This is a genomic window from Halomarina ordinaria, from assembly GCF_030553305.1.
GTDB lineage: Archaea > Halobacteriota > Halobacteria > Halobacteriales > Haloarculaceae > Halomarina > Halomarina ordinaria.
Map to the genome: position 1 here is coordinate 876263 of NZ_JARRAH010000001.1, position 17583 is coordinate 893845.

19 protein-coding genes and 1 tRNA gene are annotated in these 17583 nt (G+C 70.9%); 9 read left to right on the forward strand and 11 right to left on the reverse strand.

The annotated features are described in order from the left end of the window. Positions 1 to 55: 55 nt before the first annotated feature. Genes hisC through P1Y20_RS04840 form a run of 6 tightly spaced genes read left to right on the forward strand, consistent with a single transcriptional unit; the run spans position 56 to position 4886 of the window. The gene (gene hisC, locus P1Y20_RS04815; protein ID WP_304447524.1) at positions 56 to 1123 is read left to right on the forward strand and encodes a histidinol-phosphate transaminase; all 1068 of its coding nucleotides are present in this window, start codon (positions 56 to 58) and stop codon (positions 1121 to 1123) included. Further along, on the forward strand, positions 1120 to 1653 hold the full coding sequence (locus P1Y20_RS04820) for an adenylate kinase family protein (RefSeq protein WP_304447525.1): 534 nt from the start codon (positions 1120 to 1122) through the stop codon (positions 1651 to 1653). The genes hisC and P1Y20_RS04820 overlap by 4 nt, the downstream gene beginning before the upstream one ends. After that, positions 1650 to 2258, forward strand: coding sequence for a CDP-alcohol phosphatidyltransferase family protein (locus P1Y20_RS04825; protein WP_304447526.1), 609 nt, complete (start codon positions 1650 to 1652; stop codon positions 2256 to 2258). The genes P1Y20_RS04820 and P1Y20_RS04825 overlap by 4 nt, the downstream gene beginning before the upstream one ends. Before the next feature lie 56 nt (positions 2259 to 2314). Further along, positions 2315 to 2842: a multiprotein bridging factor aMBF1 gene (locus P1Y20_RS04830; protein ID WP_304447527.1), complete on the forward strand. Its 528-nt coding sequence runs from the start codon at positions 2315 to 2317 to the stop codon at positions 2840 to 2842. Between the two features lie 45 nt (positions 2843 to 2887). After that, positions 2888 to 3532, forward strand: coding sequence for a triose-phosphate isomerase (gene tpiA / locus P1Y20_RS04835; RefSeq protein WP_304447528.1), 645 nt, complete (start codon positions 2888 to 2890; stop codon positions 3530 to 3532). A gap of 49 nt (positions 3533 to 3581) precedes the next feature. Then, positions 3582 to 4886: an acetamidase/formamidase family protein gene (locus P1Y20_RS04840; RefSeq protein ID WP_304447529.1), complete on the forward strand. Its 1305-nt coding sequence runs from the start codon at positions 3582 to 3584 to the stop codon at positions 4884 to 4886. Here P1Y20_RS04840 and P1Y20_RS04845 read toward each other — a convergent pair. The 4 genes from P1Y20_RS04845 to P1Y20_RS04860 all read right to left on the reverse strand — a co-directional run bounded on the left by P1Y20_RS04845 (position 4864) and on the right by P1Y20_RS04860 (position 7525). Beyond that, positions 4864 to 5148: a ubiquitin-like small modifier protein 1 gene (locus P1Y20_RS04845; protein WP_304447530.1), complete on the reverse strand. Its 285-nt coding sequence runs from the start codon at positions 5146 to 5148 to the stop codon at positions 4864 to 4866. The two genes, P1Y20_RS04840 and P1Y20_RS04845, sit on opposite strands and share 23 nt — an antisense overlap. A gap of 36 nt (positions 5149 to 5184) precedes the next feature. After that, positions 5185 to 6843: an ATP-binding protein gene (locus P1Y20_RS04850; RefSeq protein WP_304447531.1), complete on the reverse strand. Its 1659-nt coding sequence runs from the start codon at positions 6841 to 6843 to the stop codon at positions 5185 to 5187. Positions 6844 to 6919: 76 nt separating this feature from the next. Next, positions 6920 to 7105: a hypothetical protein gene (locus tag P1Y20_RS04855; RefSeq protein WP_304447532.1), complete on the reverse strand. Its 186-nt coding sequence runs from the start codon at positions 7103 to 7105 to the stop codon at positions 6920 to 6922. A gap of 231 nt (positions 7106 to 7336) precedes the next feature. Continuing rightward, a complete protein-coding gene (locus P1Y20_RS04860; RefSeq protein WP_304447533.1) occupies positions 7337 to 7525 on the reverse strand; it encodes a hypothetical protein in 189 nt (62 codons plus the stop codon). 153 nt (positions 7526 to 7678) lie between these two features. Between P1Y20_RS04860 and P1Y20_RS04865 the strand changes: the two genes are divergently transcribed. Beyond that, positions 7679 to 9337, forward strand: a complete 1659-nt coding sequence (locus P1Y20_RS04865; protein ID WP_304447534.1) for an acetate--CoA ligase — start codon at positions 7679 to 7681, stop codon at positions 9335 to 9337. Between the two features lie 7 nt (positions 9338 to 9344). Here the strand turns inward: P1Y20_RS04865 and P1Y20_RS04870 are convergent, their stop codons facing one another. From P1Y20_RS04870 to P1Y20_RS04895, 6 genes are all read right to left on the reverse strand, one after another. Continuing rightward, positions 9345 to 9638 carry a hypothetical protein gene (locus tag P1Y20_RS04870; protein WP_304447535.1) on the reverse strand — a complete coding sequence of 98 codons (294 nt, stop codon included), beginning with the start codon at positions 9636 to 9638 and terminating at the stop codon, positions 9345 to 9347. A gap of 31 nt (positions 9639 to 9669) precedes the next feature. Next, the gene (locus tag P1Y20_RS04875) at positions 9670 to 10062 is read right to left on the reverse strand and encodes a hypothetical protein (protein WP_304447536.1); all 393 of its coding nucleotides are present in this window, start codon (positions 10060 to 10062) and stop codon (positions 9670 to 9672) included. 80 nt (positions 10063 to 10142) lie between these two features. Then, positions 10143 to 11390, reverse strand: coding sequence for a DNA polymerase IV (gene dinB / locus P1Y20_RS04880; RefSeq protein ID WP_304447537.1), 1248 nt, complete (start codon positions 11388 to 11390; stop codon positions 10143 to 10145). Positions 11391 to 11674: 284 nt separating this feature from the next. After that, a tRNA-Trp gene (locus P1Y20_RS04885) sits at positions 11675 to 11852 on the reverse strand. Positions 11853 to 11923: 71 nt separating this feature from the next. Next, the gene (locus tag P1Y20_RS04890) at positions 11924 to 12151 is read right to left on the reverse strand and encodes a DUF5795 family protein (protein WP_304447538.1); all 228 of its coding nucleotides are present in this window, start codon (positions 12149 to 12151) and stop codon (positions 11924 to 11926) included. Between the two features lie 66 nt (positions 12152 to 12217). Continuing rightward, the gene (locus P1Y20_RS04895) at positions 12218 to 13177 is read right to left on the reverse strand and encodes a DUF5794 domain-containing protein (RefSeq protein ID WP_304447539.1); all 960 of its coding nucleotides are present in this window, start codon (positions 13175 to 13177) and stop codon (positions 12218 to 12220) included. A 467-nt stretch (positions 13178 to 13644) separates the two neighbouring features. Between P1Y20_RS04895 and guaB the strand changes: the two genes are divergently transcribed. Then, a complete protein-coding gene (guaB, locus tag P1Y20_RS04900) occupies positions 13645 to 15138 on the forward strand; it encodes an IMP dehydrogenase (protein ID WP_304447540.1) in 1494 nt (497 codons plus the stop codon). A 7-nt stretch (positions 15139 to 15145) separates the two neighbouring features. On the opposite strand, the gene P1Y20_RS04905 is transcribed toward guaB, so the two are convergent. Further along, entirely contained in the window at positions 15146 to 15673 is a 528-nt protein-coding gene (locus tag P1Y20_RS04905) for an AmiS/UreI family transporter (RefSeq protein ID WP_304447541.1), read from the reverse strand. A 204-nt stretch (positions 15674 to 15877) separates the two neighbouring features. On the opposite strand from P1Y20_RS04905, the gene thsA reads away from it, so the two are divergent. After that, positions 15878 to 17563 (forward strand): thermosome subunit alpha, encoded by a 1686-nt coding sequence (thsA, locus tag P1Y20_RS04910; RefSeq protein WP_304447542.1) that lies wholly within the window; start codon positions 15878 to 15880, stop codon positions 17561 to 17563. The last annotated feature ends 20 nt before the right edge of the window (positions 17564 to 17583 follow it).

Here is a 17583-nt window from a genome sequence, read left to right on the forward strand (position 1 = left end):
AGCCGGGGCGACACGGCTTGCGCACGCTTAAGGCGCCGCGTCCGCAGGTTCCCGTATGCAGCCGCGTGACCTCTCCGCCTACAGCGTCTACCAGGCCGGGCGGGGGAACGAGGAGGTCGCCCGGGAACTCGGGGTCGACCCCGAGGACCTCCTCGTGCTCTCCTCGAACGAGAACCCCCTCGGTCCGAGCCCGAAGGCCGTCGACGCGATTCGCGCCGCCGCGTGCAGCGTCAACACCTACCCGAAGGCGTCGCACGCCGACCTGACCGAGCGCCTCGCCGAGCGGTGGGCCGTCGACGCCGAACAGGTGTGGCTCGCCCCCGGCGGCGACGGCGCCCTCGACTACCTCCACCGGGCGCTGCTCTCGCCCGGCGACGGCGTCCTCGTCCCGACGCCCGGGTTCTCCTACTACGCCATGAGCGCGCGCTACCACCACGGCACCGCCAGCACCTACCCCATCGAGAAGGACGACGACTTCGCACAGCGTCCCGAGCGGGTCCTCTCCGCCTACGACGGCGAGCGCATCGTCTACCTCATCAGCCCACACAGCCCCGTCGGGAGCGAGGTGTCGACCGACGCCGTGGTCGAAATCGCGGAGGGAACCGACGAGGAGACGCTCGTCGTCGTCGACGAGGCGTACGCCGAGTTCGCCGACTCGGCGAGCAAGGTCGCCCTCGTCCGCGAGCGCGACGACGTGGCCGTCCTGCGCACCTTCTCGAAGGCGTACGGCCTCGCCGGCCTCCGACTGGGCTACCTGCTCGCGCCCTCGGCGTGGGCCGACGCCTACGCCCGGGTGAACACGCCGTTCGCGGCGAACAAACTCGCCTGTCGCGCCGGCCTCGCCGCCCTCGACGACGAGGGGCACGTCGAGCGCAGCGTCGAGGCGGCGCGCTGGGCGCGCGAGTACATGCACGACCACCTCGACGCCCGGACGTGGGAGAGCGCGGGCAACTTCGTGCTCGCGGAGGTAGGCGACGCGAGCGCCGTCGCCGACGCCTGCGGGCGCGAGGGCGTCGTCGTCCGCGACTGCACGAGCTTCGGCCTCCCCGACTGCGTGCGCATCACCTGCGGCACCCGCGAGGGGACGAAACGAGCCGTGAGCGTCGTCAACCACGTCGCATGAGGGTGGCCGTCACCGGGACGCCCGGCACGGGCAAGACCACCGCGACCGACCGCCTCGCCGACGCCTGGGACGGCGCGGAGGAACTGCGCGTCGTCCACCTCAACGACGTGATTCGCGAGGAGGGGTTCCACGACGGCGCGGACCCCGACCGGGGGAGCCTCTACGCCGACCTCGACGCCCTCGCGGGGTGGCTCGACGAACGCGCCGACGCCGACGTCGAACTGGTCGACTCGCACCTCGCGCACCACCTCGACGCCGACCGCGTCGTCGTGGTGCGCTGTCGGCCCGACGAACTGAAGCGACGGCTGACCGACCGCGGCGAGACGCCCGCGAAGGCGAGAGAGAACGCGGAAGCGGAGGCGCTCGACGTCGTCCTCGCCGAAGCGGTCGAGCGCCACGGGTTCGACGCCGTCTACGAGGTGGACGCGACCGACCGCTCACCGGACGACGTCGCCGATGCCGTCGCCGCCGTCGTCAGGGGCGAGCGCGAGCCGTCGGCGGGGACGGTCGACTTCGCGGGGTACCTATGACGCTCGACCAGCTCAGACCCGTCGCGAACCGCGCGCTCGACCCCTTCGTCACCGTCTCCGAACGACTGGGGTTGACGCCCGACGCGGTGAGCGTCGTCGCGATGGGTCTCGCCGTGGCGGCCGGCGGGGCGTTCGCCCTCGGGGGCGAGACGCCGCTGTTCTACCTCGTCGGCGCCGTCCTCGTCTTCCTCAACGGGTGGCTCGACCTGCTCGACGGGGCGCTCGCGCGACGCCTCGGCACGGCCTCGCGGGCGGGCGACCTGCTCGACCACGTCCTCGACCGCTACGCCGACATCGTGATGCTCGTCGGGCTGACCGCCGGCGTCGGGCGCTGGGCCGTCGGCCTCGCGGCCGTGACGGGCGTCCTGATGACCTCCTACCTCGGGACGCAGGCGCAGGCGGTGGGCCTCGACCGCGTCTACGGCGGGCTCGTGGGGCGCGCGGACCGCCTCGCGCTCATCGGCCTCGCGGGGACGTTCGCGGCGTTCGTCACCGGGACGCTCGCGGGGTTCACCGTCGTCGGCTGGCTGCTCGTCTTCTTCGCGGTGGTCGGCCACGTCACCGCCCTCCAGCGGTTCTACTACGCGCTGCGGGCGCTCCACTGACGTCCGGACTGGTCCGTCAGCGCACCATTTATACGCCGGCGTGGCAAAGCCCCTGCATGGCACAGTGTGAGATGTGCGGAGCGGAGACTTCGTCGCCGAAGACGGTGAAGATCGAGGGGGCGGAGATAGACGTCTGCTCGGACTGTGCGGAGTTCGGCACCGAGGTCCGGACCCAGCAGTCCTCGAGTTCGTCGACGAAGTACTCGACCGGGTCCTCGGGGTCGAGCGGTTCGTCCTCTTCCGGCGGCTCCTCCGCCGGCGGCTCCGGCGGCACGCGCCGCCGTCGCGACATGTTCGACGAGATGGACGAGGTCGTCCAGGACTACGACGCGCGCATCCGGACCGCCCGCGAGGCGGCCGGCCTCACCCAGGAGGAACTCGCCAAGGAACTGAACGAGAAGGCGAGCCTCGTCCGCAAACTCGAACGCGGCGACATCCTCCCGAGCGACGACGTCCAGGCGAAGCTCGAACGGAAACTCGACATCACGCTCACCGAGGGCGGGAGCCTCGACGACACGGAGTGGGAGGGCGGTTCCTCGACGGGGTCGTACACGCTCGGCGACGTCGTCAAGCGCAAGGACTGAGCGCGGAAGGAGTACGCTTTTCTCGTCTCCCCCTGCCTGTGAACCATGTTCGTTCTCGTCAACCTGAAGGCGTACCCCTGTGACCCGGTCGCGGTGGCGGAGGCGGCGGCGACCGTCGCCGACGACACCGGGACGCGCGTCGCCGTCGCCCCGCAGGCCGCCCACCTCTCTGCCGTCGCGGCGACGGGCGTCGAGACGTGGGCCCAGCACGTCAGCGGCGTCGACCACGGGAGCCACACCGGGAGCACGCTCGCGAGCGCCGTCGCCGACGCCGGCGCGGTCGGTACTCTGCTCAACCACTCCGAGCGCCGCCTGCGACTCGCGGCTATCGACGCCGGCCTGCGCGCCGCCGAGGACGCGGGCCTCGAGACGGTGGTCTGCGCGAACAACCCCCCACAGGTGGGCGCCGTCACCGCGCTCGGTCCGGACATGGTCGCCGTCGAACCCCCCGAACTCATCGGGACCGGGACGCCGGTGAGTCAGGCCGACCCCGACGTCGTCGAGGAGGCCGTCGCCGCCGCCGGGCGAGTCGACGACGACGTGCCCGTCCTCTGCGGCGCGGGTATCTCGACGGGCGACGACCTCGCTGCCGCCCGTGACCTGGGAAGCGAGGGCGTCCTCCTCGCCAGCGGCGTGGCGAAGGCCGACGACCCCGAGGCCGCCCTCCGCGACCTCGTCTCCGGCATCTGACGCCGCCGTACGCAGCCTTTTGGCCCGTCGGCCCGACTGGTGGGATGCTATGGCACAACGCGAGGTACAACAGGAGCTCTCGGTCGACCAGTTCACGCTCGGGCTCGTCGGACCCGACCAGGAGTGGGCGGGGACGGTCGCCGACGGGGGGACGGTCCGGACCCACACGCCGCCGGGGTGCTGGGGGCCGATGATAACGCCCTCGTTCCGCGGCGGCCACGAGGTGACGCGACCCATCGCCGTCGAGGGCGCGGAGGTGGGCGACGCCATCGCCGTCCACATCGAGGACGTGGAGGTGACGAGCGTCGCCACCAGTACGGGCAGCATGGCGGAACGCGAGGGGGCGTTCAGCGACGACCCGTTCGTCGACCACCGCTGTCCGGAGTGCGGCGCCGAGTGGCCCGACAGCGTCGTCGAGGGGACCGGCGAGGACGCCATCAGGTGCGCCGAGTGCGGCGCGAACGCCTCCTCGTTCGGCTTCGAGTACGGCTACACCGTCGTCTTCGACGAGGACCGAACCATCGGCATCACGGTGGGTGAAGAGGGCGCCGAGATGCTCGCGGAGAACGCCCACGAACTGATGGCGCTCCCCGAGCACTCCCGCCAGCACCCCATCCTCCTCTACAAGCCGAGCGAGATGCCCGGCGCGCTCGGGCACCTCCGCCCGTTCGTCGGCAACATCGGGACGACGCCGCCGGTCGAACTGCCGGACTCGCACAACGCGGGCGACTTCGGGCAGTTCCTCGTCGGCGCCGACCACGACTGGGGGCTGGCCGACGAGGCCGAACTCGCCGAGCGCACCGACGGTCACATGGACTCGAACGAGGTGCGCGCCGGCGCCGTCCTCGTCTGCCCGGTGAAGGTAGACGGCGGCGGCCTCTACGTCGGCGACCTCCACGCGAACCAGGGCGACGGCGAACTCTCCCTGCACACGACGGACGTCGCCGGCAAGACGGAGCTGACGGTGGAGGTCATCAAGGACCTCGACATCGACGGCCCGCTCCTCCTGCCGAACGTCGAGGACCTCCCGCACATCGCGAAACCCATCTCCAGCGAGGAACGCGAGACGGGCGAGGCGCTGGCCGAGGAGTACGGCGTCGACCTCGACGACCTCGGCCCCATCCAGGTCGTCGGCAGCGGTGCGACTATCAACGACGCGACGGACAACGCCTTCGAGCGCGCGAGCGACCTCCTCGACATGAGCGTCGGCGAGGTCAGGGGACGCTGTACGTTCACCGGCGGCGTGGAGATCGCCCGCCTGCCGGGCGTCGTCCAGCTCACGCTGCTCGCGCCCATGGACGTCCTCGAGGAACGCGGGCTCGCCGACCTCGTCAGGGCACAGTACGACCTCTGAGCGACCCGCCGCGCATGGCCGGGTAGACCGTCAGCGCGTCCGTCTCGGCGACGGCGTCGTCGGGGGTGACGCGCTCGCCGTCGCGGGTCACCCGGACGCTCGGGCGAAGCGCCCCGCCCTCGTCGAACAACTGGTCGCGGGCACGGGGGTAGCGCTCGACGAACGCGTCGAGGACGTCGCCGACCGTCCCGCCGGCCACCGCCACCTCGACCGTCTTCTCGCCGGTCACGCCGCGCAGGGGACCGAACAGCGTCAGTTCCATGCTCGTGAGTCGCCCGGTCGGGACAAAAAGCCGTACTCACTCCGCTTCGACCGGCCACGGTCCCCCGACGAGGTAGCGCTCGACGCGCTCGACGACGTCGGTCACCTCCTCGTCCGGGAGTCGACCGTCGTACTCGTCGGCCACGCGCTCGTCGAGCGCGTAGGCGTAGCGCCCGCGCCCCTCGTGGACGACGAACCCCTCGCGCCGGAGTTCGCTGTTGCGGCTGTAGGCGATGGTGCGGTCGGCCGACCCGCCCGCGGCGACGTGGACGTCGATGGGCGAGGCCGGGCCGCGCTCGCGGTAGCGCGCGAGCATCGACCGGGTGGTCGGGTCCATCGCCTCGAGGCACTCGCGGAGACGCTCGACGACGGGCCGTTCGGCGGCCGGCGGTGACGCGGAGGGTGGCGACGCCCCGTCGGGGTCGTCCGCACCGTCGACCCCGTCCCGACCGTCGCTCGACGGGTCACTCGTCTCGGCCGTCCCGTCCCCGTTCGCGCCGTTCGAGAGCGTGGGCCACGCCGGGAGGTCGAGCGCGTCGAGACCGGTCGGGTCGTCGTCCCCTCCCGACGCCTCGGGGTACTCCAGCCCGGGGGTCTCCGCGAGGGTCGCCTGGTCGGACTCGGGGCGCGCCGCGGCCATCCGGGAGTGGCCGGGGTGGTCGAACAGCGCGGCGGCGAACTGGTCGGCCATCCGCGAGAGGTCCCGCGCGTCGGCGAGGTCGCGTTCGAGCATCCGGATGCGCTCCTCGCGCTGGCGGAGTTCCTCCTCCAACTCCTCGATACGGTCCTCGCGCTGGCTGCGCTCGTCGCTGATGCTCTCCAGTTCGCCGACGAGGTCCGCGCTCACGGACTTGAGGTCGGGGCGTTCGAAGTCGTCGAGGCCGGGGGTCGCGCCGGCGTCGAAGGTGCGCTTGCGCTGGAACTGGACGCGACGGGTCTCCTCCGACCAGTCGGTCACCAGGAAGGCCTCGCCGTCGCCGAGGTCCTCGACGGCCTCCGAGTACTCGCTGCCGAGGACGCGCTTGACGACCTTCGTGTCGTTGCGCCAGGTGAGACGGTGCCAGACGAGCCAGTCGCACTGCGTGATGAAGTCCTTCTTCACGTCGGCGGGGCGCTGGCTGATGCCCGTGATGCCGAGACCGTGTTTGCGCCCGCGCTTGCCGATCTTGATGAGCATGCGGCCGCACTCGTCGAGGCCGCCGCCCTCCGGTATCCACTCGTGGACCTCCTCGACGACGAGCAGGAAGGGCTTCTTCAGTTTCTTCTCCTTCGCGAAGAGCTGTTTCGCCACCTCGGTGAGGAGGTCGGCGGCCTCCCGCTCGTCGAGGAACGACGAGACGTCGAGGATGATGGGGATGTTGTTGGTGAGCGCGAGGTCGGCTATCTTCTCGGCGTGTTCGGGGCCGACGCGGATGTCGCACTCCTCGTCGTCGCCGACGTGGAGTATCTCGTACTTCTCCTTCAGGCCGTAGTACTCGCCGTCGATGTCGACGATGAGCAGGGAGAACTGCCGGTCGAGGAGTTTCTCGATGACGACGCTCGCGGTGTTCGACTTGCCCGACCCCGACTTCCCGGTGACGAAGCCACGGCCGGTGAGCAACTCGACGGCCGGCATCTCGACGGTGGCGCCGACGTCCCCGGCGCTCCCCGGGCCGTCGCTCACTTCAGCGACGGTGATTGTCTCGGTCTCGCTCATGTATCGAGGTACGCGCGCGCCGGTATAACCCTCCGTCAGACGCGCGGCAGACGCGCGGTCGGTCGCGTCCGCGCGCTCAGTCCACGTTCCAGACGTTCTCCGCGTCGCAGGCGGGACAGCGCAGCGTCCCCTTCTCGACGGACTTCACGTCGTGTCGGGGGAATATCGTGCCGCAGGTGAAACACTCCATCAGTGCGATTCGGTCCGGGTCGGGGGCGATGCCGTCGCGGGGGAGTTCGAGGTCGTCCTCGTCGTCGTTCACGGTCCTACTAGCGGTCTGCGCCCGATGAGCGCACCGGCTAGCACGGTCGTCTCGCCGGGCAGCGACCGCCCGAGGCTTCGCGACCCTCCCGAGTGCGGACGCCGGTCGCGGGGCGCGAGCGACGGTGAGGCAGTGGGTCGTGCCCGGCGTTCGTTCTGGCCCCACGCCGCGTGCTACCGGCCGCGTCGACGGGGCTACTTAAGTCGAGCGTCTAGTCCCGTTCCCGCCGGGTCACCCCGTCGACACCCGTTCGAGGTCCGCCGAGTCGCACTCGGGACACCGGAGGCGACCCTTCTCCTCGGAGACCACCTCGCGGCGCGGGAACGTCGCCTCGCAGGCGAGACAGGTCAGTCGCGCCTTCGTCTCCACCGCCGGGTCGACGCTGTCTCGCGGGAGTCGCAGGTCGTCGTCTCGTGTCATACGTTCGCATAGTCGGGTGGGACGTATAGCTCCCTCGCCCGCCGACATCCGGGGGTCAGCGCGGGCGTAACCGACGCGCCGCACGCCCACGACGTATCAGTCCGCGTACGTACGTCATGATTGATTACGGTTCGAGCGAAGCAGACACACGTCATGTCGACGCACAACATGGGCGATTACGAGTCGACGGTCGAGTCGTTCGGGTGGGACGATATCTACGGGGAGGCGGACTGGGACGCCCCCGAGTCACTGAACATCGGCCACGAGGTGTGCGACCGACACGCCGAGGCGGACCCCGACCGGACGGCCCTGGAGTGGGTGGGGACCGACGGCGCCCGCGAGACGGTGACCTTCGGCGACCTCCGGGCGCGCTCGAACCGCTTCGCGAACGTCCTCGCCGAGCGCATCGACCGCGGCGACCGCGTCTTCTCGTACATGCCGCGGATACCGGAACACTACGCCGCGATGGTCGGGACGCTCAAGACCGGCGCCGTCTGGGGGAGCGTCAACGAGCGCTTCGGACCGGACGGCATCGCCTACCGCCTCGCCGACTGCGACGCGAAGGTGGTCGTGACGACGGGCGACAACCGCGACACCATCGCGGAGGCGCTGGCGGACGTCCCGAGCGTCGAACACGTCGTCGTGGTCGGGGAGGGCCGCGAGGGGGACGTGGACTTCCACGAGGCGACGCGGGCGGCGAGCGACGAGTTCGACGTCGCGGCGACCGGCGGCGAGGACGACGCCCTGCTCTACTACACCTCGGGGACGACCGGTCGCGCGAAGGGCGTCCTCCACAAACACCGCTGGGTCGCGGGCGTCGCGGCCACCCAGAAGTTCGCCGTCGACGTCCAGGCGGACGACCTCTACTGGTCGACGGGCGACCTCGGGTGGCTCACCGGCCCCATCAACACGCTCGGGGCGTGGTTCTGGGGAACGAGTATGTTCACCCAGGAGGGCGAGTTCGACCCCGAGGAGTGGGCCGAGTTGCTGGAGGAGTACCCCATCACGGTGCTGTTCTCGGTGCCGACGGCCTACCGGATGCTCCGGGAGAACCGCGAGGTCCTCGAGGGGCGTGAACTCGACCTCCGCCACGCGCTGTCCATCGGCGAACCGCTCTCGGCGGGCGTCGTCGAGTGGGGCGAGGAGGCCCTCGGCGTCACCATCCTCGACACCTACGGCCAGACGGAGACGGGGAACATGATCATCAACAACTACCCGACGATGGAGGTACGCCCGGGGAGCATGGGCAAGCCCCTGCCGGGCGTCACGGCGGCCGTCGTCGACCCCGAGACGGGCGAGGAACTCCCGACGGGCGAGACGGGCGTCATCGCCGAGCGCGGGGACTTCCCGTGTTTCTTCGCCGAGTACTGGGAGCGACCGGAGAAGACCGCCGACTGCTTCGTGAACGACTGGTACCTCTCGGGCGACCTCGGCTACCTCGACGAGGACGGCTACTTCTGGTTCGAGGGGCGCGCCGACGACGTCATCATCAGTTCGGGCTACCGCATCGGCCCCTTCGAGGTGGAGTCCTCGCTCGGCGAACACCCCGCGGTCGCCGAGGCGGCGGTCGTCCCGAAACCCGACGCCGAGCGGGGCCACGTCGTCAAGGCGTTCGTCGTCCTCTCGGCGGACTACGAGCCGAGCGACGACCTCGTGAGCGACATCCAGCAGCACGTCCGGAACGAACTCGCCGCCCACGAGTACCCCCGCGAGGTGGAGTTCGTCGACGACCTCCCGAAGACGGTGACGGGCAAGATTCGTCGCACCGAACTGCGCGACCGCGTCCCCGACGAGGCCGACGAGTCCGCCTGACCGGCGACTACCCGTCGTCCGACTCCCGCACCGGCCGGACGACCCACTCGCCCGGCGCCTGTTCCTCGAGTCGCCCGCCCTCGCTGAGCCTGACGACGTAGCCCGTCGGCGTCCGCTCCGTTCGCGCGTCGGCCTGGACGCGCACGAGGTGGCCGATGAACTGCGCGGCGGGCGGTTTCTGTGCGGCCCCGCAGTCGTAGACCGTCAGCAGGTCGCCGTCGTCGCGCTCGGTGTAGACGACGAGGTGCGCGTGGCGCGCGAGACGATACCCCCCGTCGCCGGCGGGTGCGAGGTGGTTCATGCGTTCCCTTGTCCGGCGCCGGCTAAAGCCACTAGGGGACGACGTCTCGCCCGACGGTGGACAGGACCCGGCCAATTCCGCCGGCACCGACGAGCATCGGGACGAGCGTCCGCGGGTTCGTGCAGTCGAACCGACCGGCGATGTCGAAGACGTCGTACCGGTCGCCCCTCCTGACGACCGCTGGGGGGACCGCCCCGCGGTGCTCGAAGCGCTGGAGGTCGCCGTCGGTGGCGTCGTCGCTCGGCGTCCTGTCCGTCGTAGTGGTCGATGGGCCCGCGAACCGCGGCGGGCCGTCCTTGACGCGGTCGAGCGAGTCGGTGGCGCCCCTGTCGTGGGGGGCGAACCGGACGCCCATCCGGGTGGACGTGAGGCTGCTGGCGAGGAAGAACAGCAGGAACCGGCGGGTGTCGGCTGTGGGGACCACGTGATAGGTGAGCGGACAGCCGACCATAGAACTCGAGGTGCGTCGTGTCCGGGCCGGCCACTGCCCGACGGGCGCGAGCGTCAGCTGAAGTCGACGAACGTCGTCTGCCCCTCGGGGTCTCCGCCTCGCTCCGTCCCACCCGGCCCGTCGTCGGCGTCGTCCTCGGCCGACGTCGGCGGGGGCGACTCGCCCTCCCAAGCGTCGAGGGGCGCCTGCGTCGCCGCGTCGAACGAGAGGTTCGACACGCGCACGCCGAGTTTTCGGACGCGCTCGCCCTCGAACTCCCGCGCCAGGTCGAGCGCGACCGACTCCACGAGCGACGCGTCGGCGACCGGCCCCGAGAGCGACCGGGCGCGCGTGTTCACGTCGAACGGCGGTTCGACCACCTTCACGCCGATGGTCTTGTAGAGCGCGTCGCGCGACTCGGCCCGGGCCGTCACCTCGTCCGCGAGGCGGCGCAGGCGCTCGCGAATCACCTCGACGTCGTCGGTCGCCTCGGTGAACGCCGACTCGCTGGAGAGGCTCTTGGGCTTCCCGACGGGTTCGACGACCCGCTCATCGCGCCCGCGCGCGTGGTCGTGGATGGTCCCACCGCGCGAGCCGAACCGGGAGACGAGGCGGTCGCGCGGCGTCGACGCGAGGTCCCCGGCCGTCTCGATGCCGAGCGACCGCAGTTCGCGGGCGGTGACCGGCCCCACGCCGTGGAGTTCGTCGACCGGGAGGGGTGCGAGGAACTCGCGGACCGCGTCGGGGGGGACGACGACGAGCCCCTCGGGCTTGTCGTGGTCGCTGGCCACCTTCGCCGTGCTCATGTTCGGCGCGACGCCGACGCTGGCCGAGACGCCCGCCTCGCGCTCTATGCGTTCTCTGAGGCTCCCCGCGAATATCTCGACGCTGTGCCAGCCGACGCGGTCGGTCACGTCGAGGTACGCCTCGTCGATACTCACCTCGCGGACGGCGTCGGCGACGTCGTGGAGTATCGCCCGCACCTCCTCGCTCACCTCGCGATAGTACGGCAGGTCGACGGGGCGATAGTGGCCGACGGGTCCCTCGTGGTCCGGCGGGGCGGTGGCCGCCCGCGGCAGGGCCGCGAGCGCTCCCGAGATGGGCTGGGCGCTCTCGACGCCGTGGGCGCGCGCCTCGTAGCTCGCGGTGGCGACGGCACCGTGGCGTTCGCCCGCCTCGTAGCCCATCCCGACCACGACCGGTTCGCCCGCGAGCGTGGGGTCGCGCCGGCGCTCGCACGCCGCGTAGAAGCAGTCCATGTCGACGTGCAGGACGACGCGCTCCTCGCCCGCGGGCGTGCCGGGGAGCCGCGACCCGCTCATACGCACGTACTTCGACTCCCGAGGCTTGGACCTTTCCAGTCCGGAGTGAAAGTGATGCGTGGAACGGCAACGCGGAGTGTTCAGGAGCGAGACGAACCGTGGAATCGCCCGCTCCGGCGTGGTGACTCGCTCGCTCACGGCTCGCTCGTCACGTCACGCCGCGCCGCGAAAGACGGTGGGGACGGAGGGGTGTGACCCGCGGTCGCTCACTCGCGTTCGCTCCCTCCTTCAAATCCCCCACGTGCATCTCGCAGTCGCTCGCGTCCGTTCGCGACGGCGAAGAATGGGGACGGAGGGATTTGAACCCCCGATCGACTGATATCTCCGGTTGCGCCTCGGAACTCCAGAGGGTCGTCAACGCGGCGAGGTGATCAGCCCGCCGCTCGGTATATCAGTCTGGAGTCTCGTCCCGGGCGCGTGGCCTCTGGAGTCAGTCGCCATGCCTGGCTTGGCCACGTCCCCGCATTCGATGAGGATGGTCAGACGCCGTAAAGCGGTTTCGGTTTCAGAGGACGCTCACGCCCGCCGAGCGGTCACTCGCGGTCGGTCTCGCTCCAGTCGCAGTCCTGGCACTTGTAGCCCGTGACGAACTCCAGCACCGACGGCATGTAGCCCACGGCGAGGACGTTCCCGCCGCAGGCCGGGCAGTCGCGCTCGGCGTCTCGAATCGGCTCCGCGTCCATCACGTCGTCGCCCTCGACGAGTTCCGCGAGCGATTCGGGCGTCACCATGCGTCCCTGCACGACTCGGTTGTCGGCCATAGGAGAAGTCGGGCGCGTGGCGTCCCTAAGGCTTGCCTTCCCCGCGACGGTGGCGACGCTCCGGGGTCAGAGCCAGGGCGCGCGCTCCGGGTCGCGCTCGCGAATCGAGTGGCGGTCGCGTCCCGCGTCGTCGCCGTCGGTGACGCTGGCCCCGCGCGCCTCCGGGTCGGCGAAGACCGAGGAGACGGCGGCCCGACCGACGTCGTCCACGCCCGTCGGGACGGGCGTTCGCTCGGGCGACCGGTCGTCGCCGTCGTCGGCCTCGTCCGCTCCGTCCCCGTCCGCCAGCGAGGGGGGGTCGCTCGGGTCGAGCGAGAGCAGGCACGTCACGCCGAGGACGGCCAGCGCGAGGGGGGCCTCCGTCTCGACGATGCCGAGCATCGTCAGCGGGAGGATGCCCAGCGCGACGGCGCTCCCGAAACGGAAGCGGTCGATGTCGACCAGCCGGCGGAGCGTCGGCCCGGCGACGGCGGCGACGAGCGCGAAACTCGTCCCGACGCCGGCGGCGGCGGCGGCCGCCAGCAACTCCCCCGTCGCGGGGTTGAACACGAGTTCGAACCCGCCGGGGTCGAGGCTGGCGAGCAGGCCGAGGCCGACGATGGTGCCCGGACTCGGGAGGTACTCGCCGATGGTCGAACTCGCCGTCTTCGCCGCGATGGCGAGGATGACGAGCGCCGCGAAGCGCTCGAACGTCGGGAGCACCAGCAGGTTGGCGATGGTCGGCGCGAGCGCCGCCTCGACGACGGCGAGCGTCGTGATGAGCGCGCCGACGCCGAGAACCGAGAGCACCTGCTCGCGGCGGGTTCCCTCCATCTCGGCGAGGACGACGGCGAGCGTCGCGCTGCCGCCGAACACGAGGAGACCGACTTCGAGGATGCCAGTTATCGAACTGAGTGCACCGGCGAGTACCAGCGCGGGGAAGATGCCGTCCACCAGCGGGAGGGCCATGACGGTCCCCAGGAGGCGGGTACCGCGGCCGACGCGTCGCTCGAGGCGTAACGCGATGGGGTGTCGTGACGTGCTCATCCGTCAGGCGGACGTGGCCTCACCGTGGGCCAGATGGCGGTGTCCGTCACGATACCGGGGGCGCAGGCGAGCCGTCGCGTTGTCGGACACGGCGGGTATTCGCCAGGTTGTGACGGATTTCCCCGCGAAGTTCCCTGTAAACTGCGTGATAGTCATACCGGTGGCAAGGGGTTTCGAGCCGGTACACGCTCCGTCGGGAATCGCGGAGTCCATACTCGAACTAAACGTGGTTTCTATCATAAACGTTGTGTGAGTCGTGTACGCATGGAACGGGAAATCGACGATACGAATCGTCGCTAAGCGTTCGACACACACTCTCAGCCGCCAGAATTTGAACGAACGTGCAGAACGCTACGGCGGTGCGAATATTGCCCGGACCGATAACGTGTGCGGCGCGTTCGTGTGAGCAGGTGGCGGGGGAGTCGGCCTCTCGCAACGCTTTTAGAGCGCGACCGACCACCGTTTACATGGCGAAGACGCCGCGCGAGGAACCCTTCTCGGAGAAGCTTCGAGTCCCGGAAGCGCTCACCTTCGACGACGTCCTGTTGCGTCCGATGGAGAGCCGTGTCGAACCCGACGAGGCCGAGACGCGCACGCGCGTCTCCACCAACGTCGAACTGAACATCCCGGTGCTCTCGGCGGCGATGGACACCGTCACCGAGGCCGACCTGGCCATCGGGATGGCCCGCGAGGGCGGCCTCGGCGTCCTCCACCGCAACATGGAGGTCGAGGAGACCGCCGCCCACGTCGAGCGCGTCAAGCGCGCCGACGAACTCATCATCCGCGACGTGGTCACCGCCGACCCGGACCAGACGGTCCGCGAGGTGGACGCGATGATGGAGCGCGAGGGGGTCTCGGGCGCGCCCGTCGTCGACGACGAGGGCGTCGTCCTCGGCATCATCTCCGGCACCGACATCCGCCCGTACCTCGAGGTCGGCGACCGCGACGAGGTGCGCGAGGCCATGACCGACGAGGTCGTCACCGCCGACGAGTCGGTCACCGCCCGCGACGCGCTCGAACTCATGTACGAACACAAGATAGAGCGCGTCCCCGTCGTCGACGGGAAGGGCGCGCTCACCGGCCTCGTGACGATGCAGGGCATCCTCCAGCGCCGGGAGTACCAGAACGCCGCCCGCGACGAGGACGGGCGCCTCCTCGTGGGGGTCGCCGTCGGTCCCTTCGAGACCGACCGGGCGGTCGCCGCCGACGAGGCCGGCGCGGACGTGGTGTTCATCGACTGCGCGCACGCGCACAACAGCAACGTCGTCGACTCCGCGCGCGACATCAAGGGGCAGGTCGAGGCGGACGTCGTCGTCGGGAACATCGGGACGCCGGAGGCCGCAGAGGCGCTCGTCGACTTCGCCGACGGCCTGAAGGTCGGCATCGGCCCCGGTAGCATCTGTACGACGCGCGTCGTCAGCGGGTCGGGGATGCCCCAGATAACGGCCGTCGCGGGCGTCGCGGACGTCGCGAGCGACCACGACGTCCCGGTCATCGCCGACGGTGGCATCCGGTACTCCGGGGACGCCATCAAGGCCATCGCGGCGGGCGCCGACGCCGTCATGCTGGGGTCGTACTTCGCGGGCACCGACGAGGCGCCCGGCCGGGTCATCACCATGAACGGCAAGAAGTACAAGCAGTACCGCGGGATGGGGAGCGTCGGCGCGATGCAGTCCGGCGGCGGCGACCGCTACCTCAAGGAGGTCGACGAGGACGAGGACGAGGAGTTCGTCCCCGAGGGCGTCGAGGCGGCGACCCCCTACAAGGGGAGCCTGGCGAGCGAACTCCACCAGCTCGTCGGCGGGATGCAGTCGGGCATGGGCTACGTCGGCGCGGGGTCCATCCCCGAGTTCAAGGAGCGCGCGCGGTTCGTGCGCGTCTCCGCGGCGGGCCAGAAGGAGAGCCACGCGCACGACGTGGTCATCACCGACGAGGCGCCCAACTACAAGCCCGGCGAGTGACGAGCCCTCAGACCCCCCAGGGCCAGAACCCCGCGGCCATCAGGTAGCCCGCCGCCCCCGTGACGATGCCGACGGCGACGGTGTACCAGGCGACGGGCGTGGTGTAGTCGCTGCGCTGGCGCGCGAGCAGCAACCAGAACCCCGCCCACAGTATCGCCCAGACCCACCACAGCAGGGCCAGGCCGACGTCCCCTCCGAGCAAGACCAGGTACCCGGTGGGGATGGCGAGGACCGTCACGAGGATGCAGTACCAGCCGAGCGAGCGCTGGTCGCTCGCCTGCCGATACGCGTTCGCCCCCACCCACAGGTAGGTGAAGGAGAACAGGAGCGTCCCCGCGGCGTTGAACGCGGTCCCCTCCGACGCCTCCCCGCCGAACGCCCACCAGACGGCGATGAACAGCGTCAGCGCCCCGACGAAGAAGTTCAGTATCGCGGTGTCCCGGTCCGAGCCCTTCCCGAGCAGCCACAGTCCGTTGACCACGAGGACCATCCCGACGAACACCAGCCCCATCCCGAGTTCCGTGTACAGTGACATTGGTATCCCTCCGTGTATAGTGTGTTCCGAGCTACCACGACTCAAGTCGAGAGTCCACCGAGGGCGAAGATATAGCTGATTGTTACGCTCCGGACGGTAGCTATTCGAGCGAAAGACCATACCCGCGCCCGGACCGTCAGTCGCCCCGACCGATTCGACGGCGAGGTTACACTTTTGTCGTGGTACGTTGACCCCCGACCAGAGATGACGCACGGAACACCCGGCTGGTACGGGCGACTCAGGAGCGCCGGCGGCGAGCGGCTCTCGGGCGACGAGGCGCGGCGGGCGAACCTCCGGGCGGGACGGGCACTCGCGGGGACCCTGCGGACGACCCTCGGCCCGCGCGGCTGCGACAAACTGCTCGTCGGGAGCGACGGCGTCGTGGTCGTGACGAACGACGGCGCCTCCATCCTCGACCGGATGGAGATAGACCACCCGGCGGCGTCGCTCCTGCTCGACGTGGCGAGCCAGCAGGCCGACCAGGTCGGCGACGGAACCACCTCGGCCGTCCTGCTGGCGGGTGCGCTGCTCGGCGAGGCCGAGTCGCTGTTCGAGCGCGGCCTCCACCCCACGACCGTCGGGGAAGGGTACTGGCGGGCGTGCGACCTGGCGCTCGACCGCCTCCCGGAACTGACCGTCGAGACCGACGGCGGCGACCGGGAGCGACTCGTGGACGTCGTCCGGACCGCCGTGACGGGCAAGTGGACCGACCGCGAGGCGACACACCTCGCGGAACTCGCGGCCGACGCGGTGCTCGCGGTCGGTGAAGGCGACCGCGTCGACCGCGACCGCATCGTCCTCCACGCGGTCCCAGGAGGGTCGCCGACCGACACGGAACTCGTCGACGGCCTCGTCGTCGACATGGCCGAGTCCTCGACCACCGCGACCGACCGGGCCGACGACCTCCCGCGACGGCTCACGGACGCCCGCGTCGCCCTCGTCGACACGCCGCTCGACGTGCCCACGACGCGGACGACCCGGTCGGTCGCCGTCGAGAGCGTCGACGGCCTGGAGGCGCTGACGACCTACGAGACCGACCAGCGCGACCGGCGCGCCGCGGCGCTCCTCGACGCCGGAGCCGACGTGGTGTTCTGCCAGCAGGCGGTCGACGAGGACCTCGCGGGGCGACTCGCCGCTGGCGGCGTGTTCGTCGCCGAGCGCACCCGACAGGACGAGCTGTACAAACTCGCGCGCGCCACGGGCGCGCGCCTCGTCGCCACGACGGCCGACCTCACGCCGACCGACCTCGGGCGGGCGGGCGTCGTGGAACGCCGCACCGTCGGTGACCGCGACCTGACGGTGGTGCGCGGGAACGCCGCCACCGAGCAGGTCTCGGTGCTCCTGCGCGGCGGGACCGACCACGTCGTCGAGGAGACGCGCCGCGTGCTGGAGGACTGCCTGACGGTCGCCGTCCTCGCCTACCGGGGGGACGGCCTGCTCCCCGGCGGCGGCGCGACGGAGGCGGCGCTGGCGGCGCACCTCCGCGAGTCGGCCCGGGGGCTGGGCGGCCGGGAGGCGCTCGCGGTCGAGGCGGCCGCGACGGCGCTCGAAGTCGTCCCGCGCACGCTCGCGGAGAACGCGGGCGTCCCCGTCGTCGACGCGCTGACCGACCTCCGGGCGCACCACGCCCAGGGGCGTTCCACCGTCGGTATCGGCGCCGCGACGGGCGAGGCCACGGAGATGGTGGCCGAGGGCGTCCTCGAACCGCTGGCGGTGAAACGCCGCGCGCTCGCGTGCGCGACGGAGGGCGCGACGCTCCTCCTGCGCATCGACGACGTCGTCGCGGCGAGCGCGGGCGGCGGCGGACACGGCGAGGAGGGTCACGACCACGGGCACAGCCACGAGCACGACCACGGACACGGTGGCTACCCGTGGGCGCTCGGACACTGAGGCGGAACGGGAGAAGAAGA